Raw genomic sequence first — 19,956 nt, 5'->3', positions numbered from 1 at the left:
CTCTTCGCTATACTCCGGTTCGGTTCCAGGTCGGCCCCTCGTCCAAAAGGGCGTTTGCATCTACCGCCGACATCGGACGGGCAAAATAGTAGCCTTGGGCATAGTCAACGCCCTGCTCTGCGATAGCCGCGAACTCGCTTTCCGTTTCGACACCCTCGGCAACCACGTCCATTCCGACATCGTGCGCCATCATTGTAATCGTGCCGACGATTTTTCGGTTGCGTGGGTTCCCTTCGATCCCGCTGACAAAACTGCGATCGATCTTGAGTGTATCGAAGGGGAAGGAGAGAAGAATCTTGAAGGAGGAATAGCCCGTTCCGAAATCATCGATGGCCAATTGAACGCCCGCTTCCTCCAGCGCTCTCAGAACGGCCATGCCGCGATCGCTTTCGGCCATCAGCGCACTTTCCGTGACTTCCAGCTTCACTTGCTCCGGCGCGATTCCGGCACTTTCGATGGATCTGATCACCGTGCCGGCATAGCCAGGCAGCGTCAGCTGTCGGCCGGATACGTTGATATTGACGACCCTCTTGCCGCCGAATTTCGGCCAACTCGACACGGCACGAAGTGAATCGTTGAGAACCCAATTCCCCATCTTGCCGATCTCGCCCATCTCTTCCGCTATGGGAATGAACGCGCCGGGGGAAATCATGCCGATTTCCGGATGCGACCATCGCAGCAGGGATTCGAATCCGACGATCTGCCCGTCCGACGCTGAGATGATCGGCTGAAAATAGGTCTGCAGCTCGTTGCGCTCTGTGACGCCGATCAGGTCAGCCTCAAGATACAATCTTTCAATGACCCGATCATGCATGCCGGTATCGAAGACCGTGTACCCGTTGCCGCCGGAGTTTATGACTTCCCGCATGGCCAGGCTGGCACGATTCAGAAGGGTATCTGCATCACAACGCCCGCCGGGACTGCGAAATGCCAGCCCGATGCTCGCGGTAATCCCAACGGTTCGGGTACCGATCGAAACGCGCTTCTCAGCCAACGTTGTAGACAAACGCCGTATCAGCGCCACCGCTTCCTCCGTGGCCGTATTCAGGTCGGTGCGCAGGACGAATGCAAACTCTCCGCGCGCCGGCACGCCGGACAGGCAATCGTCCGGGAAGAACTGATCCAGATCTTCCGCAATCTGGGCCAAGAAGCGGTCGGCAGCCGCGCTGCCATGCGCGCTGCCGACATTTGCGGTCTGATCGATCTTGACGCCGAAAGCGACAATACCAAACCGATCCCTGTTCGCGCTGACGAACAGCTGATTGACGTCGGCAATCAACCGGGGAAGGCGGCGCATTCCGGTGACGTTATCGAAATCCCGCAGCCGCGAGATTGTCCGGTCGAAGGATTTCTTCTTCTCCAGGGTCGCATTGACCCGTGCCTGGAAAATCGACTTGTCGAATGGCTTTTGCAGGAAGTCATCCGCGCCGAGTTCGATGCAACGACGGACGGCTTCCCGGTCCCCGAGGGCAGAGATCATGATCACGGGGATCGACTTCAATCGGCCGTCGTCGCGCATCGCTTCGATCACCGACACGCCATCGCATCCCGGCATCATGACATCCAGCAGCACCATGTCGAATGCGGATTCCGGCGCTCGCAACCGTTCCAGCGCCTCAAGACCGTTCGCCGCCGTCGATACCGCGTCGTATCCCATGCTGCCAAGCAGACGCTGGATCAGCGCGCGGTTCGCCTCCTCGTCATCTACGACAAGAATGTGCGGTGTCTGAACCTTGTCTTCCCCTCTGAGGGCATCGAGCGTCCCCGCGTTCATGACGCGTCCGGACCGAAGGGCTGGAAACGGTGCGCACGCCGAGTCCTTCCAGCAATGAAGCCGGAAGCCAATGCGCTTTCCTGACGGACAGGAAGTCTCATTCTTGCGACCCCGCAGATTTGTGGCCGAGCCATGCGGTTCGACCAATTGATACACAACGCGCCCGGCAAACAGAGCCGGGCCCGGGGCCCCTCCACATCGAACCTTACAGCCCGAAGACTGAACAAAAGGTTACCCGATCGGAAAATAACACTCGGCCCGGTTGGATTTGACACCTGGTCGCTGGGGCCGAGACACGTGGTTTTCACGATTTCTTAAGAGCAAGGGAATAGAACCAGCCACGCCGGGACAGGTCGGAATGGCTGATCAAAGCCGTCAAATCGTGCCGGATGATAAGGAATCGAAACGCGGTGTCGTTGAGCATACCCTTCATAGTGCTGTTCGCTGCCGGCCTGCTGGCTGCATCGATCTACACCTACCGGCAGTCGCAGAACCGTTCGGTGACGATCGAAGCCGTCGTCGTGGCCTCGCTCGCGATATTGTTGGCCGTACAGATCCTCCGCACCGCCGTGTCGGGCGAAGACCAGACCCCGGACATGGTCGTTATACCGGAGACGCTGAGATTCGTCGGGGCGGCACTTGCCCTGGCATCGATCGGGTATTTGATGTTCAGGAGTCAGGAGCGCGACCGCCTTGTGGAGGATCTGATCGCCACGCGTGCAGAACTGACCGATCGCCGAACCAAGAGTGAAATCTTCCGCCGGACGCTGCGCCGTTTCGTGTCCATCGCCGAAGAGAACCGGGAAGATTTCGACAGGAAGGTTCTGGAGGTTGCGGCGGACGCCCTGCAGGTCGACAGGGCCGGAATCTGGTTCGGCGGGCCGGACAGACTTCAGGTTGAATGCGTTGCCGCTTTCGTTCGGCACGGCGGAGATGACGGTGTCGGCATGACGCTGCGCGAAGACGACTATCCGTCCTATTTCGCCGGATTGAGAGGAGACCACGTTCTGGCAGTCTCCAACTGTTGGGAGGATCATCGCACCCAGGATTTCCGTTCGGACTATCTGCCGGCCACGGGCGTCACCGCGCTGTGCGACGTCGAACTGGACCTGCAGGACGGAAGCCGCGGTATCATTTGCTTCGAAACGGTGGGCGAGGAACGCGTTTGGGCGCCGGAGGAAATTAGTTTCATTCACTCCGTCGGCGACCTGCTGCTGCTGGTCTACGCCCGCCAGAAGATTGCCCGGGCCGATCGGGAACTCGATGAGCAGGATGCCAGGTTTCGCGACTTCTCCCGCGCCGCCTCCGACTTCTTCTGGGAATGCGATGCGGATCTCAAATACACATTCCTCTCGGACCGGGACGGACCGACCTCGACTGATGGCGGTGTGATCGGCGTGCACATCGCAGAAACGCCCGGTTTCGATGCAACCGATGAAGGCTGTCGTGTGCGGCTGGACCGGATGAAGGCCCGAGAGCCGTTCCGCGACCTTGCGGTCAGGGGCTGGAAGCACGACGGGTCCGAGACCATCGTTGCCGTCAGCGGCATACCGATCTTCGACAAGGACGGTCGCTTTCTGGGATATCGCGGCACCGGCCGGGACATCCTGGAGAAGTACCGCGAGGAGACGGTACAGCGCGCGATTCAGGCGACGGTGTCCGGTGGCATCGGTCAGGCCTTCCTGGCCGATGCGGTGGCGGCCCTGGTGGAACTGGGCAACCAGACAGCCTGGATCGGTCGTGTCAGCCGAAGCGACGGGTCCCGGGTCGAAATTCTGGCCGCGGCGAACGGCCAAGGGCCGATGGAGCCCTTCTCCTATCCGATCGACGGCGCGCCATGTGCGGAGGTCGTTCAAGGCCACATGGTGCTTCATGATTCCGGTGTCGCGGATCTGTATCCACGCGATGCCTATCTGCGCGAATGCGGGATAGAGAGTTATGGCGGTGTGCCGCTGCGCGATGGCAAGGGCCGGGTGGTCGGTCTGCTGGTCGTCATGATCGACAGACCGGTGCGGGATCCTGAACTCGTCCGTTCCCTGCTTTCCGTGTTTTCCGTCCGCGCCGCCGCCGAACTCAACCGCATGCGGGCCGAAGAGGAACGCGCAGAACTGCAGCATCAATTGCTGCACTCCCAACGCCTGGAAACCATGGGGGCGCTGGCTGGCGGAATCGCGCATGACTTCAATAACGTGCTGACGCCGATCCTCGGTTATTCGGAGATGCTGATGGAGGATTCTGCCCCGGGGTCCCAATCCCACGAGGATGCCGAGGCTATTTTCCGGGGCGCGCAACGGGCCAAGCGCATGGTGGAGCAGATCCTCGCCTTCTCCCGGCGCAGCGACACCGAACACGCCGTGCCCTTCAGCGTCGACCCCCTGATCCGGGGATCGGTAAAGTTCATGTCGTCATCGATCCCGGCCGGCATTCGGGTATCCATTGAAATCGAAGACAGCATTCCGATGCTGTTGGGCGATCCCGGCAAATTCGATCAGGTCCTGATGAACCTGATCACCAATGCCTATCACGCGATCGGTGACCAGGAAGGTCGGATCGACATCCGGGCATCCAGAACCCATGTGTCTGAAGATCTCGCCTTGATGAACCCGACTGTGGCACCGGGAGAGGTTGTTCGCGTCGACGTCACCGACACCGGCTGCGGCATTCCGAAAGATGTTCTGGGCAAGATATTCGAACCCTATTTCACCACCAAGGGATCCGGCCGCGGCACCGGGTTTGGGCTGTCCACCTGCCGGGGAATCGTCGACGCGATGCGCGGCACCATTCTGGTCGACAGCACGCCTGGAACGGGCAGCACGTTCTCGGTCCTTCTGCCAACCGAAGCGGTAACGCGCCCGACGACGGAACCGGGCCCGACGGATCCGATTCCCGCAAGTGACGCCCCCGGCATTCGCTACCGGATCGTCTTCGTCGACGACGAGGTCGAGAACAACGCCATGGCGATCCGGCTGCTCGAACGTGCGGGACACGAAGTGCAGAGCTTTGAAGACCCTGAGTCTGCCCTTGCCTTCCTGGAGGATGATCCGGCGCGGTTTGACGTGCTGGTTACGGATGACAGCATGCCGAAGCTTCAGGGGTGGGAGTTGGCCGCACGATATCGCGAACTGGTTCCAAACGGTCCGGTTGTCGTCGTGTCCGGCGGCAGTGCCGCTGCCATACGGGCCCGCTACTCCGGCATTGAGCGGGCCAGATTCGTTCAGAAGCCGTTCGTGATCGGCGATCTGCTCGACCAGATCGAAGAAGCCGTAAAAGGAACGCGACCAGGATAGGTCGCCCCCAAAACCTTCCTTACCGTTTTGGCGCACCGTCCAGACTGAGAACCGGATCGTAAAGCTCGGGGCGTCGGTCCCGGAACAGCCCCCAGGACGCACGACGGGCACGCACGGCATCCAGGTCAAAATCGCCGACAATCACACCGGCGCTCTGACCATCCGCCTCGGCAACCTTCGCTCCAGTTTCGTCGGCAATGAAGGAATGGCCGTAGAACCGCATTTCGGCGGCATCGTTCGCCTCTGCACCGATCCTGTTACTGGCCAGCAGCGGCGTCAGGTTGGCGCCGGCATGGCCCTGCATCACGCGCTGCCAATGATCTTTCGAGTTCAGGGTGGGGTCCTGCGGTTCGCTGCCGATGGCGGTCGGATAGAGCAGGATCTCCGCCCCCATCAGCGCCATGGATCTGGCGCATTCGGGGAACCATTGATCCCAGCAGATGCCGACTCCGATCCGGCCGACCGCGGTATCCCAGACCCGGAACCCTGTGTCCCCTGGATTGAAGTAGAATTTTTCCTGATATCCCGGTCCGTCGGGAATATGGCTCTTGCGGTAAATGCCCAGGATGCTGCCATTGTCATCCGCGATGGCGATGCTGTTGTAGTAGGCATTGTTCGCACGCTCAAAGAAGCTGATCGGCAGGACGACGCCCAGTTCCCGCGCCAGATCGGCGAAACGCGCCACGACGGGATGACTTTCCAGTGGTGCCGCCAACGCAAAGTAATCCTGCTTCTGGTCCGGGCAGAAATAGGGCGTGGCAAACAGCTCCTGCAGCAAAATCAGCTTGGCACCCTGCGCCGCTGCATCGCGGACGAGCGCTTCCGCCTTGTCCAGATTTCCGTCCAGGTTCCAGTCGCAGGCGAATTGGGTCGCGGCGACCTTCATCATCCGACCGCTCATCGGTCTTCGAACCCGGTCAGAACGTTGACAGCGTTGATGCCGATTTCGTCAACGGCATAACCGCCCTCCATGACGAAGAGCGTTGGTCGGTTCAGGCCCGCGATCCGCTTGCCGTAGCGCTTGTAGTCGTCACTCTCCAATTTGAAGAAGGAGATCGGATCGTCCTTGAACGTATCGACCCCCAGCGAGATGACGACCGCATCGGGACCATAGGCATCGATCCTTGCCAACGCGGTTTTCAGCGCCTCCTCCCAGGCGGCATATCCTGTTCCCGGCGGCAGCGGATAGTTAGCGGTAAAGCCTTCACCGCCTGCCTTGCCGGTTTCGTCGGCGTAGCCCAGAAAGTACGGGAAGGCATCTTCCGGCTGTCCATGAAGTGACAGGAACAAAACATCATCCCGGCCGTAGAAGATATCCTGCGTGCCGTTTCCATGGTGAAAATCGACGTCCAGAATGGCAACGCGGGATGCCCCCTGATCCAAAAAGGCCTGGGCTGCCACCGCCGCATTGTTGATGAAGCAATAGCCGCCGAACATGTCCGAGGTGGCATGATGCCCGGGCGGCCGGCAGAGGGCGAAGGCAGAATCCGCACCTTCGGCCATCACAGCCTGCGCGGTCAGGGCAACATTCGCGCTGGCCAGCGCCGCCTCCCAGGTACCGTCGCCGATCGCGGTTTCGGCGGCCAGGGCATAATAGCCGATCTTGCCGTCAATGAATTTCGGCGGCGTCTCCCGCATGCGGCGTGCGGGCCAGACATTGGCCATCGCCTCCCCCTTGAAGCCCGCAGCCTGCCAGTCGGTCCAGCAGGTCGCGAGAAAATCCAGAAAGCCTGCGTCGTGAATGCGGCGGATCGGATCCATCCCGAAGTCGCGCGGCTCGATAACCTCCCCCAGATTGATCGATTTGACGCGGCTCAGGATGCGGTCGACCCGGGCCGGACATTCGAAGGGAGGAACCAGCAGACCACCATGCAACTCCGTCTTCACGTTGCGCAACTGGTGCCTGTCTGTCTGAACCGTCAGCATTCGCCCAACTCCCCCTTCTCAATCGGTTTTCGGATGCATACCATGATGGGGTGGATCATCATGCGTAAATATCCCTTTGGGGATGGGTGGCGTCAGGGGAAAGGGTCGAAACCGGCGTGTATCGATCGGACGGACCTAAATTTGCGACGGGCGAAGAGGCACTGGCGGCCGCCATCACGGCGGTCGGCACGGCGTCGTTCGTGCCGTCCGCGCTGGACTATCTCCGCCTCAACGCCCCGTTTCGGGGCTGCTTCCTGACCGCGTTGCAGGGCGCGCGGCGACCCGTCCATGTGTTCGATAATGTTCGCGCCGAGCGCCGCTCCGAAGTCATCGAGCGCTATCTGGACGGGGCTTATCTGCTGGACCCATTCTACGTCGCCTATCGCAAATCCGCGCCCTGTGCCGTCCTTCAGTTGAAGGACGTCGCCCCGGACCGATTCCAGCAATCGACCTATTTCAAGGAGTATTACGGCACGATCCGCCTGCGGGACGAATTGGCGATCCTGATCGATCTGCCTACCGGACGACATCTATTCTATTCCATCGGTCGCCTCCGGGACGAAAACCGGTTCAGTTCGCGGGACGTCGCAAATCTGCGCCGGGTGCTGCCGGTCTTCGCCGCCCTGAACCGGCGGCACTTCGCAAACGAATCCTACGGCGCGCATCCCGCGGAGGACGGAATCGCGCCGGAGGAAATCGATGCCGCACTTGAGAAATTCGGAACCGAAAAACTGACCGAGCGCGAGCGCGAGATCGCGGGGCTAATTCTGCGCGGCCACTCGACAAAATCCATCGCACGAACGATTTCGATCAGTCCCGGCACGGTCAAGATCCACCGCAAGAACACCTATCGGAAACTGAACATTTCATCCCAGAGCGAATTATTCTCCCTGTTTCTCAACGCCTTGTCCGGGCGGGACGAGGTCTGATCCGTCATACCCCCCGGGGGATATTTACGCATGACCGGTTTCGGACTTACCCTTTTTCTGTGACAGGAACGGCTTGAACGCGCATCCGGATGAAGTCGCCGAGCACCGAAACGAATTCGGCAACCGGGCGCGTGCGGGGTCGGCAGAACAGGGAGACCGCATGCCGGACGAACCAAAAGCGACGGTTGGCGCAGGCAAATCCGCGTCCGATCGCACCATGATTTCCGTGGACCACGTCATCAAGAGCTTCGGGAGCGGCAACCATCTGGTCACCGCCCTGGACGACGTGTCGGTGAAAATCCGCGAGAACGAGTTCTTCACCCTTCTCGGCCCATCGGGCTGCGGCAAGACGACCTTGTTGCGGTTGATCGCCGGCTTCGAACTGCCGACCAGCGGACAGATCCTGCTGGACGGGGAGGAGATCGGTCACCTGCCCCCCTATAAGCGGCCGGTCAACACGGTGTTTCAGAACTACGCGCTGTTCCCGCATATGACCGTCGCCCAGAACATCGCCTTCGGTCTGGAGATGCAGGGCAAGCCGAAATCGGAAGTCGACGGCACGGTCGAAAAGATGCTGGCCATGGTCCGCATGGAGCATCTGGCAACCCGGCGCACCGATCAGCTGTCCGGCGGGCAGCAGCAGCGCGTCGCCCTGGCCCGGGCCCTGGCGCCACACCCCAAGGTCCTGCTGCTCGACGAGCCGTTGTCCGCCCTGGATCTGAAGCTGCGCAAGGAGATGCAGATCGAACTGAAGCGGCTGCAGTCGGAAACCGGCATCACCTTTGTCTTCGTGACCCATGACCAGGAAGAGGCGCTGACGATGTCGGACCGGATTGCGGTCATGGACACGGGCCATATCCTGCAGGTCGGTGACCCGAAGGAAATTTACGACCGGCCGGCACGTCGTTTCGTGGCGGATTTCATCGGCGACATCAACATCCTCGAAGCCGAAATGATCTCCGTCAGCGGGTCCGTCGGGGACGTGAAACTCGCCTCAGGCGCCACAGTGAAGGCCCATCTTTCCGCCGATTCCATGAAGCCGGGCCGGATCAGCATCGCCATTCGACCGGAGAATGTCAGCCTTTGCGGTGCCGATGACGGCAGCCGCACCGCGACCGGCACAATCGAGAACGCGGTCTATTTCGGATCGGGCACCAATACGCATATTGCCCTGGATGGCGGCGGCACGCTGGTCGCCCGCAGTTCGGGAGAGGCGGGCGCTCCGGGCGAGCGCGTCGGCGTGGTGCTGCCGGACCGACACCTTCAGGTCCTGATCGACTGATGACTGACGCCACCGACCCTAACGCCACAGACGGCCGGCTGGCGGAAGCCAAGCGGCTGCACGCGGCGCGCGAAACGCGCACCCGGCGCCTCCTTCTGTCCCCGGCCATTCTGACAATTGGTATCGTCGGACTGTTCCCGCTGACGATCACGATGATCTACTCCGTTCTGTCCCCCGGCACCTATGGCGGGGTTACCTGGGAACTGTCCGGTGAGGCCTATGTCCAGTTTCTCTTCGAACGGGATATCTTCGACGAGACGCTGACCTTCTCGTCCTCCTATCTGCAGATCTACGGTCGCTCCATCGGTCTTGCCTTCGTCACCACTATCGGCGCGCTGCTGATCGGATTTCCGACGGCCTACTTCATCGCCAGCAAGCCGCGCGAGCAGCGAAACCTGTGGCTGTTCCTGATCACCCTGCCGTTTTGGACCAACCTCCTGATCCGCACCTATGCCATGCTGCTGATCATCCGGGACGAGGGCATCATCAACCTGAGCCTGATGGGCATCGGCATCGTCGAGCAGCCGGTCAGCATCCTCTATACTGACACCGCGGTCTTCATGGGGCTGATCTATTCCTACCTGCCCTTCATGGTACTGCCGCTCTATGCGTCGCTGGAGAAGCTGGATTTCCGCCTCGTGGAGGCCGCCTACGATCTTTACGCCAACCGCCTGCAGGTCTTGCGCCGCGTCATCGTGCCGATGGCGAAGCCCGGCATCGTCGCGGGCTGCATCCTGGTCTTCATCCCCGGTCTCGGCGCCTACATCACGCCCGAACTGCTGGGCGGCGGTAAGCATCTGATGATCGGTAACCTGATCGCACTTCAGTTCGGCAGTTCGCGCAACTGGCCGTTCGGCTCGGCCGCGGCCCTGATCCTGATGGCGGTCGTGATGGTCGCCCTGCTGATCTACATCCGGAATGCCGGCAAGGAGGGCGCACGCCATGGCTGACACGACAGTCCAGTCGTCCCTGCCCGAAAGCGGCAGGAAGCGCCGCCCCATGGTGGACCTGAAGAAGCAGCCCGGTTTCAATCAGGTCGCCTGGGCCTGCATCTTCATTCTGTATGCGCCGATCCTTGTGCTGATCGTGTTCTCGTTCAACGACAACCGCTCCGTCGTGCTGTGGACCGAGTTCAGTTTCCGCTGGTATGTCGAAGCGTTCGGCAACGAAGGCATTCGCAAGGCAACAATCGTGTCCCTGGAAGTCGCCGCCGTCGCGACGGTCTTCTCCACGATCTTCGCAACAATGGCCGCCCTGGCGACAACGCGCACACAGCCGTTCAAGGGGCAGACACTGGCCTACGCCATCATCAACCAGCCCCTGATGATCCCCGAAATCGTGACGGCGGTGTCGACGCTCGCCTTCTTCTCCTTGATCAAGCAGCTGACCGGGGTGAATGGGATCGGCTATCTGATGCTGGCCCATACGGTGTTCTGCATCCCCTTTGCCTACATGCCCATTCGGGCACGACTGGAGGATATGAACCTGACGATGGAGCAGGCAGCGGCAGATCTGTATGCACCGCCGTTCCAGGTCTTTCGTCGGGTCACCCTGCCGCTGCTGATGCCCGGTATTGTCGCCGGCGCGATGCTGGCCTTCGTCGTGTCGCTGGACGACGTCATCATCACCCTGCTGGTGGCGGGACCCGGCGAAACGACGCTGCCAATTTACATCCTGGGCCAGATCCGTCGCGGCATCACGCCCGAGATCAACGCGGTTTCGACACTGCTTCTGGGGCTGTCGATCGCGTTCGTAACGTTGTTCTTCCTGCTGGGAAGACGGCGCAAGTAGCTACGGCATTCAAATCCGGGGGTCGGCCGTACCGTTGATAAGAACTCGGCCCCGAAAACAGAGGAGGTAATGTGATGAAGCGTATGTTGACGAGCCTGACCGCGGTTGCCGCCGTCGGTCTGGCATGGGCCGGCCCGGCCGCAGCCGAGGGCAAGCTGAACATCTACAACTGGGGCAACTATACGAACCCGGAACTGATTGAGAAGTTCTCCAAGGAGTACGACGTCGAGGTGACGCTCGACGGTTACGACTCGAACGAGACCATGCTCGCGAAGGTCAAGGAAGGCGGCACGGGCTACGATATCGTCGTGCCCGGCGACTACATGATCAAGATCATGATCGGTGAAGGCCTGCTGGCCGAAATCAAGCCGAACGAAATGGAGAACTTCAAACATATGGACCCGAAATGGGTCGATGTCTGGTGGGATCCGGGCCGGAACTATTCCGTGCCGTGGCAGTGGGGCACGACCTCCTTCACCGTCGATACCGAAGTCTATTCCGGGGACATCAATACCCTGGCGCTGCTGTTTGAGCCGCCGCCGGAGCTGCATGGCCGGATCAACATGCTTAATGACATGAACGACGTGATCAACGCCGGTCTGCGCTATCTGGGCTATCCGCGCTGCAACGGCGACAAGGAGCAGTTGAAGGAAGTGACCGAGCTGCTGCTGAACGCAAAGCAGTACTGGCGCACCATGGACTACAGCACGATCGAGAAGCTGACGTCGAAGGATGTCGATCTGTCGCAGAACTGGAACGGCGCCGCGATGCGTGCCCGTGCCCAGCGCCCGACCCTGCAGTACGCCTATCCGAAGGAAGGCTTCACCGGCTGGATGGACAATGTCGCCGTCCTGTCCGACGCGCCGAACATGGAAAACGCGAAGCTTTTCGTGAACTTCATCATGGCGCCGGAGAACGCCGCCCTGATCTCGAACTTCGCGCGCTACGCGAACGGCATCAAGGGCAGCGAGGCCTACATGGATCCGGAAATGCTGGACGCGCCGGAAATCAATATGCCGGCAGACGCACCGACGCCGGACTTCGTGAAGCCGTGCCCGCAGGAAACCGTGGACATGTACAACAAGATCTGGACCCGCCTGAAGCAGTAAGGCGAGACCTGACCGGAACTGGGGTGGGCTGACCGGCCCACCCCGACCGGACCTTGAGAACCCGGACGACAACAAGCCGGGCAAGACAAAAGAGACAATCCTAAAAGGGCGGATTTTCAGAGATGGCGATTACCAACCCCACGCTCCCCAGTCACCGGCCCAGAACGGCGCGTGAATTGGGGATCATGCGTGGCTTTCCGCCCCCTCCGGAAAAGCGCCCGACCATGGAAAACTGGGACCTGCCGCCGTTCAATCGCTGGTCCTTCCAGAACGTTCGCAGCCTGATCCCGACAGTCGATGTCATGCGCGGCAGCGGATCGGCATCCGATCTGCCAGCCGATCACCAGCCTCTCGGGCAGGTCCGTTACCAGGCCGCGGACGGGTCGACCAAGACCTTCGCCGACTGTCTGACCGAAACCTATACCGACGGCATCCTGATCTGCCACCGTGGGCGTGTCGTGCTGGAACAGTATTTCAACGACATGCAGGCCTCGACACCGCATCTGTCGCAATCCGTATCGAAATCCGTTACGGGGGCGGTGGCCGGCATCCTGCACGGTGAAGGCAAGCTGGATCTGGATGCGCCGCTGCGCGATCGGGTGCCGGAACTTGGCCGCTGCGGCTATGCCGATGCCACCCTGAACCAGGTATTGGACATGCAGTCCGGCGTTCGTTTCGTGGAAGACTACGGCGAGCCCTATTCCGACATGACGCGGATCGACATTGCCAGCGGCTGGCGGCCACCACGGCCGGGAGAGTCGGTTCCGACGATCCGCGATGTCATCCTGACCCTGCCGCAGGAGCGTCCCCATGGCGGCGATTTCAGTTATCGGTCGATCGAAACCGATGTACTGGCCTGGGTCATGGAACGCGAAGCGGGTGCATCGCTGGCCCAGTTGCTGAGTGATCGCATCTGGTCACGGCTGGGCATGGATCGGGACGCGTATTTCACGGTGGATTCCGCCGGCACCGCCCTGGCGGATGGCGGCTTCAACGCCACCCTGCGCGATTTCGCCCGCTTCGGACTGATGATGCTGAACGGCGGTCGGCATGGCGGAAGGCAGATCGTGCCCGAAAGCTGGGTCGATTCCTGCCGTACGGGCGACCCGACGCGGTTCAACGATCCCTATGACATTACCTCGCCCAACGGCGCATACCGCAGGATGTGGTGGATTCACGATGTCGAACGTGGCGACTACATGGCGCGCGGAGTCTTCGGCCAATTGATCTACATCGATCCGGAAGCGGACTTCCTGGCCGTCAAGCTGTCGACCTGGCCGGATTATCTGATCACCAATTTCACGGTCGACACGCTGAACGCGGTTTTTGCCGTGCGGGATGCCCTGACGAGCTGACAGGCGAGCTACTTCGCGAACGTGTCCTTGTAGCGGTCACGCAAGACGTTCTTCTGAACCTTGCCCATGGTATTGCGCGGCAGTTCGTCCACCACGAACAGCGCCTTGGGCTGCTTGAACCGCGCGATGCGGGACCGGATCGCCGCCGAGACGGCATCCGTGTCCAGGTCCCCGTCGGCGGCGACAAGGACGCCCACCACGCCTTCGCCGAAATCCGAATGCGGAACGCCGATCACGGCGGATTCCTTCACGCCTTCCTGCTCATCCAGCAGCAGTTCGATTTCCTTCGGATAGATGTTGTAGCCACCGGAGATGATCAGATCTTTCGAGCGGCCGACGATATGGACATAGCCATCGGCATCGATCTTTCCCAGATCCCCGGTCTTGAAGAAGCCGTCATCGCGGAAATCCTCCGCCGTCTTCTCGAGCATCTGCCAATAGCCGACAAAGACATTGGGACCCCGCACTTCGATCCCGCCGATCTCGCCATTCGCCACCGGGGCACCGGTATCCGGGTCGGCGATGCGCAGGTCGACGCCGGGCAGCGGGAACCCCACCGTCCCGGCACGGCGTTCCCCGTCATAGGGGTTCGACGTGTTCATGTTGGTTTCCGTCATGCCGTAACGTTCCAGGATGCGATGCCCGGTCCGGCTCTCGAACTCCACATGCGTTTCGGCCAGCAGCGGCGCACTGCCCGACACGAACAGACGCATATGACCGACGAGTTCCCGGGTCAGACGCGGATCGTCCAGCAGGCGTGTATAGAAGGTCGGAACCCCCATCATCGTCGTCGACCGGGGTAGGTTCGCGATCATCGCATCCGGGTCGAAGGCCGGCAGGAAGATCATGCGCGCCCCGGCCAACAGACAGACATTCGTCGCAACGAACAGCCCATGGGTGTGAAAGATTGGAAGGGCGTGCAGCAGCACGTCATCCTTGGTGAACCGCCAATAGTCGACCAGAGATTCTGCATTGGACAGCAGGTTCTCCTGGGTCAGCATCGCGCCCTTGGAGCGCCCCGTGGTACCCGACGTGTAGAGAAAGGCCGCCAGATCGGACGCATTGCGATCCCGGGTTTCGAACCGGTCCGGGGCCGATGACGCGGCCTCGGGAAGGGTACCCTGCCCCTGCCCGTCGAGTGTCAAAAGTCGGGCACCATGCCGGGCCGCGACATCGGTCAGGGCGCCGGCATTCGCCGGATCGCAGATCAGAATACCGGGTGTGGCATCGCCCACGAAATAGTCGATCTCGTCGGCGGTATAGGCGGTGTTCAGCGGTAGGAAGACAATTCCCGCCTTCACACAGGCCGCATAGACCGCGAGTGCCTCCGGCGACTTGGCGATCTGGACGGCAATGCGGTCGCCCGGCCCCACACCTGCTGCGGTGAAGACGTTGGCGAAACGGTCGGCGCAGGCCAGGAAATCCCGATACTGCCACGCACGGCCGTCCGCCAGTTCCAGAAAGACCCGATCACTGTCCTGATGCGGACCGAACAGGGCGTCGTAAAGCGGGTTCGCCATGATCTTGGTACTCCGTCAGACCGCCGGCCCCAGCACCGCTTCCGGCAATCCGGTGGCGAGCCAGGGGAAGATGCAAAGGATGACGATCGCCGCAACCATGCACAGAACATAAGGCAACGAGCCGAGCAGGATCGTCTTCAGTGGAATGTCCGGTGCAATACCGTTGATGACATAGAGGTTCAATCCGACCGGGGGAGAAATCAGCCCGATCTCCATGTTGATGGTCAGGATGACAGCGAACCAGTACGGATCGAAACCGGCCGACACCACGATCGGCAGCAGGATCGGCGCCGCCATCAGGATTACCGCCACCGGCGGCAGGAAAAATCCGGCGATCAGCAGGAAAATGTTGATGCACAGCATCAGGACCCAGGGATTGACGTCCAGCGTACCGATCCATTGCGCAATCGACTGGGTGATGAACAGGCTGGACAGCATGTAGGAGAAGACGCCGGCCGCCGCGATGATGAACAGGATCATCACGCTTTCGCGCGTCGAATCCCGCAAGACAGCCCACAATGCCTTCGCATTCCAAAGGCGATAGATCACAATCGCCACGCCCAGGCAGAGCAGCGCCCCGACCGCCGCCGTTTCCGACGGTGTCGCATAGCCGCCATACATGGCGATCAGCACGCCCAGGATGATTGCCAGGAAGGGCACCACCCGGGGCAGGATCTCAAGCTTCTGGCGCAGGGTGAAGCGGGTCGGCAGCAAGGTCTGGGAATCGCCGTTCCGCCACGTGTCGAACAGCGACCATGCCATGAACAGGCCCACTAGCAGCAGGCCGGGGAACACGCCGGCCAGGAACAGACGGCCGATCGATGTCTCCGTCGCAATGCCGTAGACGATCATCGTGACGGAGGGCGGAATCAGGATGCCCAGTGTCCCGCCGGCCGCGATGGAGCCGGACGCGACCCCGTCCGGATAACCACGCTTGCGCATTTCCGGAATGCCCATCTTGCCGATGGCGGCACAGGTCGCGGGGGACGATCCCGACATCGCCGCGAACAAAGCGCAGGCGCCCAGGTTGGAGATCACCAACCCGCCCGGCACCCGCGTCAGCCAGCGGTCCAGGGCCTCGTACAGATCCGCTCCCGCACGCGTGGAAGCGATGGACGCCCCCATGATGATGAACATGGGAATCGACAGCAGCGCGAAATTATCCAGCTTCCCGAACAGGATTTCCGGCATCAGTTCCAGCGACCGCGCGCCGTCGAAGATCAGGATGAAGGCGGCGGCGACGACCAGCAGTCCGTTGGCAACGGAAATACCGGAAAAGAGAACAGCGATCGTGGCGATGGCGACGATGGCGCCCAGCAGCAGCGGATCCATCAGTTGTGCTCCGAGATACCGTAATTGCGGTCAATCCCGACGATCACCGCATAGAGATCCGCCACCAGCTGCAACAGATACAGTCCGAAGCCGACGGGAATGGCGAGATAGGGAATCCACAGCCGCACGCCCCAGACGGTGTCGGACCGCCAGTTCCGGGACCAGGCCTCGTACCATTGATGGATGCCGTAATACAGAACCAGGGCAATAACGACGACAGCGGCGACAAGCGTCAGGACGATCAGGGCCTTGCGCGGTCCAGGTGGCAGCAGCATCGGCAGGAGATCGACGTTCACATGACCGCGCAGACGCTGGACATAGGGCAGTCCCAGCAGGGTCGCCGCGATCATCATGTAGACGACGGCTTCGGTCTGCCAGATCGTCGACTGGTTCAGGACACCGCGCACGAAGATCATCTCGCAGGTGACCGCCACCGACAACACGATCAGCAAGGCGGCAAACCAGCCGCAGATCGTTGAAATGGCACCGATGATCCGCAGGATCACGTTCCCGCCGGTCGGTGCCGTACCGCCATCGTCAAAAGAAAACATGCCGAAAGCCCCAGCCTGTTGAACCCCGGTTCAGGACGGAAGGCGGGGCGATGCCACTGCACCGCCCCGCCCCGGTCGGATCACTCCACGGCCAGAGCCATGTCGAGCAGTTCCTGTCCGTTCGGGACATTCTCGACAAAGTTCTTGTAGGAGGACTTCTTCGCGATCTCGCGCCAGGCATTGAATTCGTCCTGGGTCATGTTCGCGATCTCCACACCGGCATCCTGGAACACCTTGACCGATGCGGCATCCTGCTTCTTGGCTTCCTCCAGGTAAAAGGCTTCGGCCTTTGCCGCCGCGGCATCCAGGGCCGCCCGCTGTTCGTCGTTCAGCGCTTCATAAGCCGACTTGTTCATCAGAAGCGGCTGATACATGAACCACAACGCGACATCGCCCGCCGGGGTGTAGCACTTCACCTGCTCGTAGATTCGGTAGGACACGAAGGACGAGGACGAGGTATTCGCCGCCTGCAGCACACCGGTCTGCATGGCATTGTAGATTTCCGAAGACGCCATCGAGGCGATCGAGGCACCGGCCGCGGCCAGCATCTGTTCGAAGGCCTTGCCCGCGGCACGGGTCTGGAGCCCGGCCACGTCATCCGGCGAGGTAATGCATTTGTCCACGCCGACGAATCCGCCCGCCAGATAGCCGTGAACCAGAACCATGACATCGTCTTCAGCCATCAGGCCTTCGATCTTCTCCATGAACGGCGATTCATTGAGGCGCGCCGCATGGTCATGGTTCTTCACCAGACCCGGCATCAGGGTCAGGTTGAATTCCGGACGCTGACCGCCGGCATAGGACAGCGGGAAGACCGTCATGTCCAACTGGCCGCGTGACAGGGGCTTATACTGCTCGCGCGGCTTGAACAGCGATTTGGACGGGAAGATCTTGATCGACAGGTCGACACCGGCGGCCGCCACCTCATCGGCGACAATCTGCGCCACCTTGTGACGGACATCGGCGGTCGACCATTGGTGGGACAGGCGCAGCTCGACAGCGGACGCCGGACCGGCGAGGCCGGCGGCCAGGGCAACAGCCGCGACGGCGGCACTCAGCTTGAATTTCATTTCTACCTCCCAGTAGACGATTGTCGTTTTCGGACGGGGATTCCGTCGGTCCGGCTCTGCGTCCGGTCGCATCGAAGGTACCGTGCATGTGTTCAAAGTCAAACAGATTGTATACAAGAACTTCATTGTCGCATGCGGGGCCCGATGGTAAGGTTTGTCCATGAGCGGAAGAACGGCGGATACACTTCGGGAATCCCTGGAGCAGATGATCCTCTCCGGAGAGTTCGAGGACGGAGAACGCCTCGACGAGACCCGACTGTCCGCGCGGCTTGGCGTGTCCCGCACCCCACTTCGCGAAGCATTTCAGATGCTGTCCGCAACCGGACTGGTAGAATTGATCCCGCGCCGCGGCGCCTTCGTGCGACAGCCCGACGTCGTCCAGATGTTCGAGATGTTCGAGGTCATGGCCGAGTTGGAGGCAATGTGCGGTCGCCTGGCAGCAAGACTGTGCACCGAAGACGACCTGAGACGCCTGCACGCGGCGGCCGACGATTGCGACCGTGCCCTGGAATCAGGGGATGCGGATGTCTACTATCGGGCCAATGAGATCTTTCACAACGCGCTCTACCGGGCGAGCGGCAACAGCTTCCTCGCCGCGGAAGCCTCCCGCCTGCACAAGCGGCTGCAGCCGTTCCGGCGCATGCAGTTGCGTGTTCGCGGCCGCCTGAAGCAGTCGATGGACGAACACCGCGACATCCTGACGGCGATCAAGGCCGGTGATGAGGCCAAAGCAGCCCAGACCGTGCATTCGCATATCGCCATCCAGGGCAAGAAGTTCACCGACCTGATGGCCAGCTACAGCAAGGGCCCCGCCAAGCTGGCGAGCTAGCGCGGCAGGCCCGCCGGCGAGCGCCCGCCGGCCGGTTCGCCGCATCGCGCTGGGTGTCGGTCTCTCATACACAGCCATCCCGACGCCCCTTGCCGCCGCGTTCGATCGCGATTAGACCGAGTGTATGAGTTTCACGATCAGATCCGAACCGCTCCTCTCTCAGCTCGCCGGTGACCCGGCGGCCGAGGCTCTCTTCACCGATCTGGCCGAGCGGCAGGCCATTCTGCGCTTCGAATCCGCGCTCGCGGTGGCGCAATCGGAACTGGGCCTCATCCCCGATGCTGCAGCGGATCGGATTCGCGCGGTTTGCACCGGGTTCGAGGCGGACCCGAAGAACCTTGTCCACGCAATGGCGCGCGACGGCCTTGCCGTCCCTGGACTGATCAAGCAACTGCGTGCCGAAATCGGGGAGCCGCACGCCGAGTATCTGCATTTCGGCACAACCAGCCAGGACGCCATTGATACGGCGCTGACACTGCGTCTCGCGGATTTCTTGAAGCTGATCCGGGGACGGCTGGAAGAGGTTCAACAGGCCCTGAGCGAACTGTCGGCGAAGTTCGGCGACCGCACGCTGATGGGACGCACCCGAATGCAGGCCGCACTCCCCATTCGCGGTGACGATCGCATCGAGATCTGGGCAGCCCCCATTGCCGGCCGTCTCGACGCCCTGGATGCATTGACTCCCGGCCTTCTGCGACTGCAGCTCGCCGGTCCGGTCGGCACGGCGGAAGGGTTTGGGGATCACGCGGTCGAGCTGCGCGCAGCCCTCGCCGAGGCGCTTGGATTGGGGGATCCGGGCGGGTCCTGGCAAACCGACCGCACGGCCCTGGCGGATTTCGCCAACTGGCTGTCCGGCACCTGCGGAGTCCTGGGGAAGATCGGACAGGACATCGCCCTCATGGCGCAGGGCGGTCCGGAGGAAATCCGGCTGGCCGGCGGTGGCGGCTCCTCGGCCATGCCGCATAAGTCAAACCCGATTCGGGCCGAAGTCCTTGTCACGCTGGCCCGATACGCCGCGACCCTGCTGCCGGGAATGCATGACGCCCTGATTCATGAGCAGGAACGTTCCGGCAGTGCCTGGACCCTGGAATGGCTGATCCTCCCGGACATATGTGTCACGACCGCTGCGGCCACGCGGCATGCCCGGGAATTGCTGTCTTCGATTGAAGAATTCGGGCGAACGGACAAGTAAGGCGGACGG

At 61.5% G+C, this 19,956-nt stretch carries 16 protein-coding genes; 9 read left to right on the top strand and 7 right to left on the bottom strand.

Going from position 1 to position 19,956, the window contains the following annotated elements; translation table 11 throughout:
* Positions 1-7: 7 nt before the first annotated feature.
* A complete protein-coding gene (locus tag R8L07_11810) occupies positions 8-1,774 on the bottom strand; it encodes an EAL domain-containing protein (GenBank protein ID MDW3206211.1) in 1,767 nt (588 codons plus the stop codon).
* A gap of 410 nt (positions 1,775-2,184) precedes the next feature.
* Between R8L07_11810 and R8L07_11805 the strand changes: the two genes are divergently transcribed.
* Entirely contained in the window at positions 2,185-5,061 is a 2,877-nt protein-coding gene (locus R8L07_11805; GenBank protein MDW3206210.1) for an ATP-binding protein, read from the top strand.
* A 19-nt stretch (positions 5,062-5,080) separates the two neighbouring features.
* On the opposite strand, the gene aguB is transcribed toward R8L07_11805, so the two are convergent.
* Together aguB and R8L07_11795 are read right to left on the bottom strand one after the other, a co-directional pair.
* Entirely contained in the window at positions 5,081-5,962 is an 882-nt protein-coding gene (gene aguB / locus R8L07_11800) for an N-carbamoylputrescine amidase (GenBank protein MDW3206209.1), read from the bottom strand.
* A complete protein-coding gene (locus R8L07_11795) occupies positions 5,959-6,987 on the bottom strand; it encodes a histone deacetylase family protein (GenBank protein ID MDW3206208.1) in 1,029 nt (342 codons plus the stop codon). Before R8L07_11795 ends, aguB begins: the two co-directional genes overlap by 4 nt.
* A gap of 116 nt (positions 6,988-7,103) precedes the next feature.
* On the opposite strand from R8L07_11795, the gene R8L07_11790 reads away from it, so the two are divergent.
* The 6 genes from R8L07_11790 to R8L07_11765 all read left to right on the top strand — a co-directional run bounded on the left by R8L07_11790 (position 7,104) and on the right by R8L07_11765 (position 13,453).
* Complete coding sequence (locus R8L07_11790; GenBank protein MDW3206207.1) at positions 7,104-7,916, top strand: LuxR C-terminal-related transcriptional regulator; 813 nt, start codon at positions 7,104-7,106, stop codon at positions 7,914-7,916.
* 160 nt (positions 7,917-8,076) lie between these two features.
* Positions 8,077-9,198, top strand: a complete 1,122-nt coding sequence (locus tag R8L07_11785) for an ABC transporter ATP-binding protein (protein MDW3206206.1) — start codon at positions 8,077-8,079, stop codon at positions 9,196-9,198.
* Entirely contained in the window at positions 9,198-10,148 is a 951-nt protein-coding gene (locus tag R8L07_11780) for an ABC transporter permease (GenBank protein ID MDW3206205.1), read from the top strand. The genes R8L07_11785 and R8L07_11780 overlap by 1 nt, the downstream gene beginning before the upstream one ends.
* A gap of 49 nt (positions 10,149-10,197) precedes the next feature.
* A complete protein-coding gene (locus R8L07_11775) occupies positions 10,198-10,989 on the top strand; it encodes an ABC transporter permease (GenBank protein MDW3206204.1) in 792 nt (263 codons plus the stop codon).
* An 83-nt stretch (positions 10,990-11,072) separates the two neighbouring features.
* The gene (locus R8L07_11770; GenBank protein MDW3206203.1) at positions 11,073-12,098 is read left to right on the top strand and encodes an extracellular solute-binding protein; all 1,026 of its coding nucleotides are present in this window, start codon (positions 11,073-11,075) and stop codon (positions 12,096-12,098) included.
* Positions 12,099-12,220: 122 nt separating this feature from the next.
* On the top strand, positions 12,221-13,453 hold the full coding sequence (locus R8L07_11765) for a serine hydrolase (protein MDW3206202.1): 1,233 nt from the start codon (positions 12,221-12,223) through the stop codon (positions 13,451-13,453).
* Between the two features lie 8 nt (positions 13,454-13,461).
* Here the strand turns inward: R8L07_11765 and R8L07_11760 are convergent, their stop codons facing one another.
* The 4 genes from R8L07_11760 to dctP form a co-directional block, all read right to left on the bottom strand.
* On the bottom strand, positions 13,462-14,973 hold the full coding sequence (locus tag R8L07_11760; protein ID MDW3206201.1) for a malonyl-CoA synthase: 1,512 nt from the start codon (positions 14,971-14,973) through the stop codon (positions 13,462-13,464).
* A 15-nt stretch (positions 14,974-14,988) separates the two neighbouring features.
* Positions 14,989-16,305 carry a TRAP transporter large permease gene (locus R8L07_11755; protein ID MDW3206200.1) on the bottom strand — a complete coding sequence of 439 codons (1,317 nt, stop codon included), beginning with the start codon at positions 16,303-16,305 and terminating at the stop codon, positions 14,989-14,991.
* Positions 16,305-16,856 (bottom strand): TRAP transporter small permease subunit, encoded by a 552-nt coding sequence (locus R8L07_11750; GenBank protein MDW3206199.1) that lies wholly within the window; start codon positions 16,854-16,856, stop codon positions 16,305-16,307. The genes R8L07_11755 and R8L07_11750 overlap by 1 nt, the downstream gene beginning before the upstream one ends.
* An 80-nt stretch (positions 16,857-16,936) precedes the next feature.
* The gene (dctP, locus tag R8L07_11745; GenBank protein ID MDW3206198.1) at positions 16,937-17,926 is read right to left on the bottom strand and encodes a TRAP transporter substrate-binding protein DctP; all 990 of its coding nucleotides are present in this window, start codon (positions 17,924-17,926) and stop codon (positions 16,937-16,939) included.
* 160 nt (positions 17,927-18,086) lie between these two features.
* Between dctP and R8L07_11740 the strand changes: the two genes are divergently transcribed.
* Entirely contained in the window at positions 18,087-18,755 is a 669-nt protein-coding gene (locus tag R8L07_11740; protein ID MDW3206197.1) for a GntR family transcriptional regulator, read from the top strand.
* A gap of 124 nt (positions 18,756-18,879) precedes the next feature.
* Positions 18,880-19,947: a 3-carboxy-cis,cis-muconate cycloisomerase gene (locus R8L07_11735; GenBank protein ID MDW3206196.1), complete on the top strand. Its 1,068-nt coding sequence runs from the start codon at positions 18,880-18,882 to the stop codon at positions 19,945-19,947.
* Positions 19,948-19,956 lie beyond the last annotated feature (9 nt).

Source organism: Alphaproteobacteria bacterium (genome assembly GCA_033344895.1).
Taxonomy (GTDB): Bacteria; Pseudomonadota; Alphaproteobacteria; order UBA8366; family Aestuariispiraceae; genus Pacificispira.
The sequence above is the reverse complement of the archived record's forward strand: the minus strand, read 5'-3'. Positions and strand labels throughout refer to the sequence as shown.

Excerpts from the sequence above, each read along its gene's own strand:
- R8L07_11750 (MDW3206199.1), bottom strand. The coding sequence starts at position 16,856 with ATGTTTTCTTTTGACGATGGCGGTACGGCACCGACCGGCGGGAACGTG.
- R8L07_11810 (MDW3206211.1), bottom strand. The coding sequence starts at position 1,774 with ATGAACGCGGGGACGCTCGATGCCCTCAGAGGGGAAGACAAGGTTCAG.
- R8L07_11785 (MDW3206206.1), top strand. The coding sequence starts at position 8,077 with ATGCCGGACGAACCAAAAGCGACGGTTGGCGCAGGCAAATCCGCGTCC.
- R8L07_11760 (MDW3206201.1), bottom strand. The coding sequence starts at position 14,973 with ATGGCGAACCCGCTTTACGACGCCCTGTTCGGTCCGCATCAGGACAGT.
- R8L07_11765 (MDW3206202.1), top strand. The coding sequence starts at position 12,221 with ATGGCGATTACCAACCCCACGCTCCCCAGTCACCGGCCCAGAACGGCG.
- R8L07_11770 (MDW3206203.1), top strand. The coding sequence starts at position 11,073 with ATGTTGACGAGCCTGACCGCGGTTGCCGCCGTCGGTCTGGCATGGGCC.
- R8L07_11775 (MDW3206204.1), top strand. The coding sequence starts at position 10,198 with ATGGTGGACCTGAAGAAGCAGCCCGGTTTCAATCAGGTCGCCTGGGCC.
- dctP (MDW3206198.1), bottom strand. The coding sequence starts at position 17,926 with ATGAAATTCAAGCTGAGTGCCGCCGTCGCGGCTGTTGCCCTGGCCGCC.
- R8L07_11735 (MDW3206196.1), top strand. The coding sequence starts at position 18,880 with ATGAGTTTCACGATCAGATCCGAACCGCTCCTCTCTCAGCTCGCCGGT.
- R8L07_11795 (MDW3206208.1), bottom strand. The coding sequence starts at position 6,987 with ATGCTGACGGTTCAGACAGACAGGCACCAGTTGCGCAACGTGAAGACG.
- R8L07_11740 (MDW3206197.1), top strand. The coding sequence starts at position 18,087 with ATGAGCGGAAGAACGGCGGATACACTTCGGGAATCCCTGGAGCAGATG.
- aguB (MDW3206209.1), bottom strand. The coding sequence starts at position 5,962 with ATGAGCGGTCGGATGATGAAGGTCGCCGCGACCCAATTCGCCTGCGAC.
- R8L07_11755 (MDW3206200.1), bottom strand. The coding sequence starts at position 16,305 with ATGGATCCGCTGCTGCTGGGCGCCATCGTCGCCATCGCCACGATCGCT.
- R8L07_11780 (MDW3206205.1), top strand. The coding sequence starts at position 9,198 with ATGACTGACGCCACCGACCCTAACGCCACAGACGGCCGGCTGGCGGAA.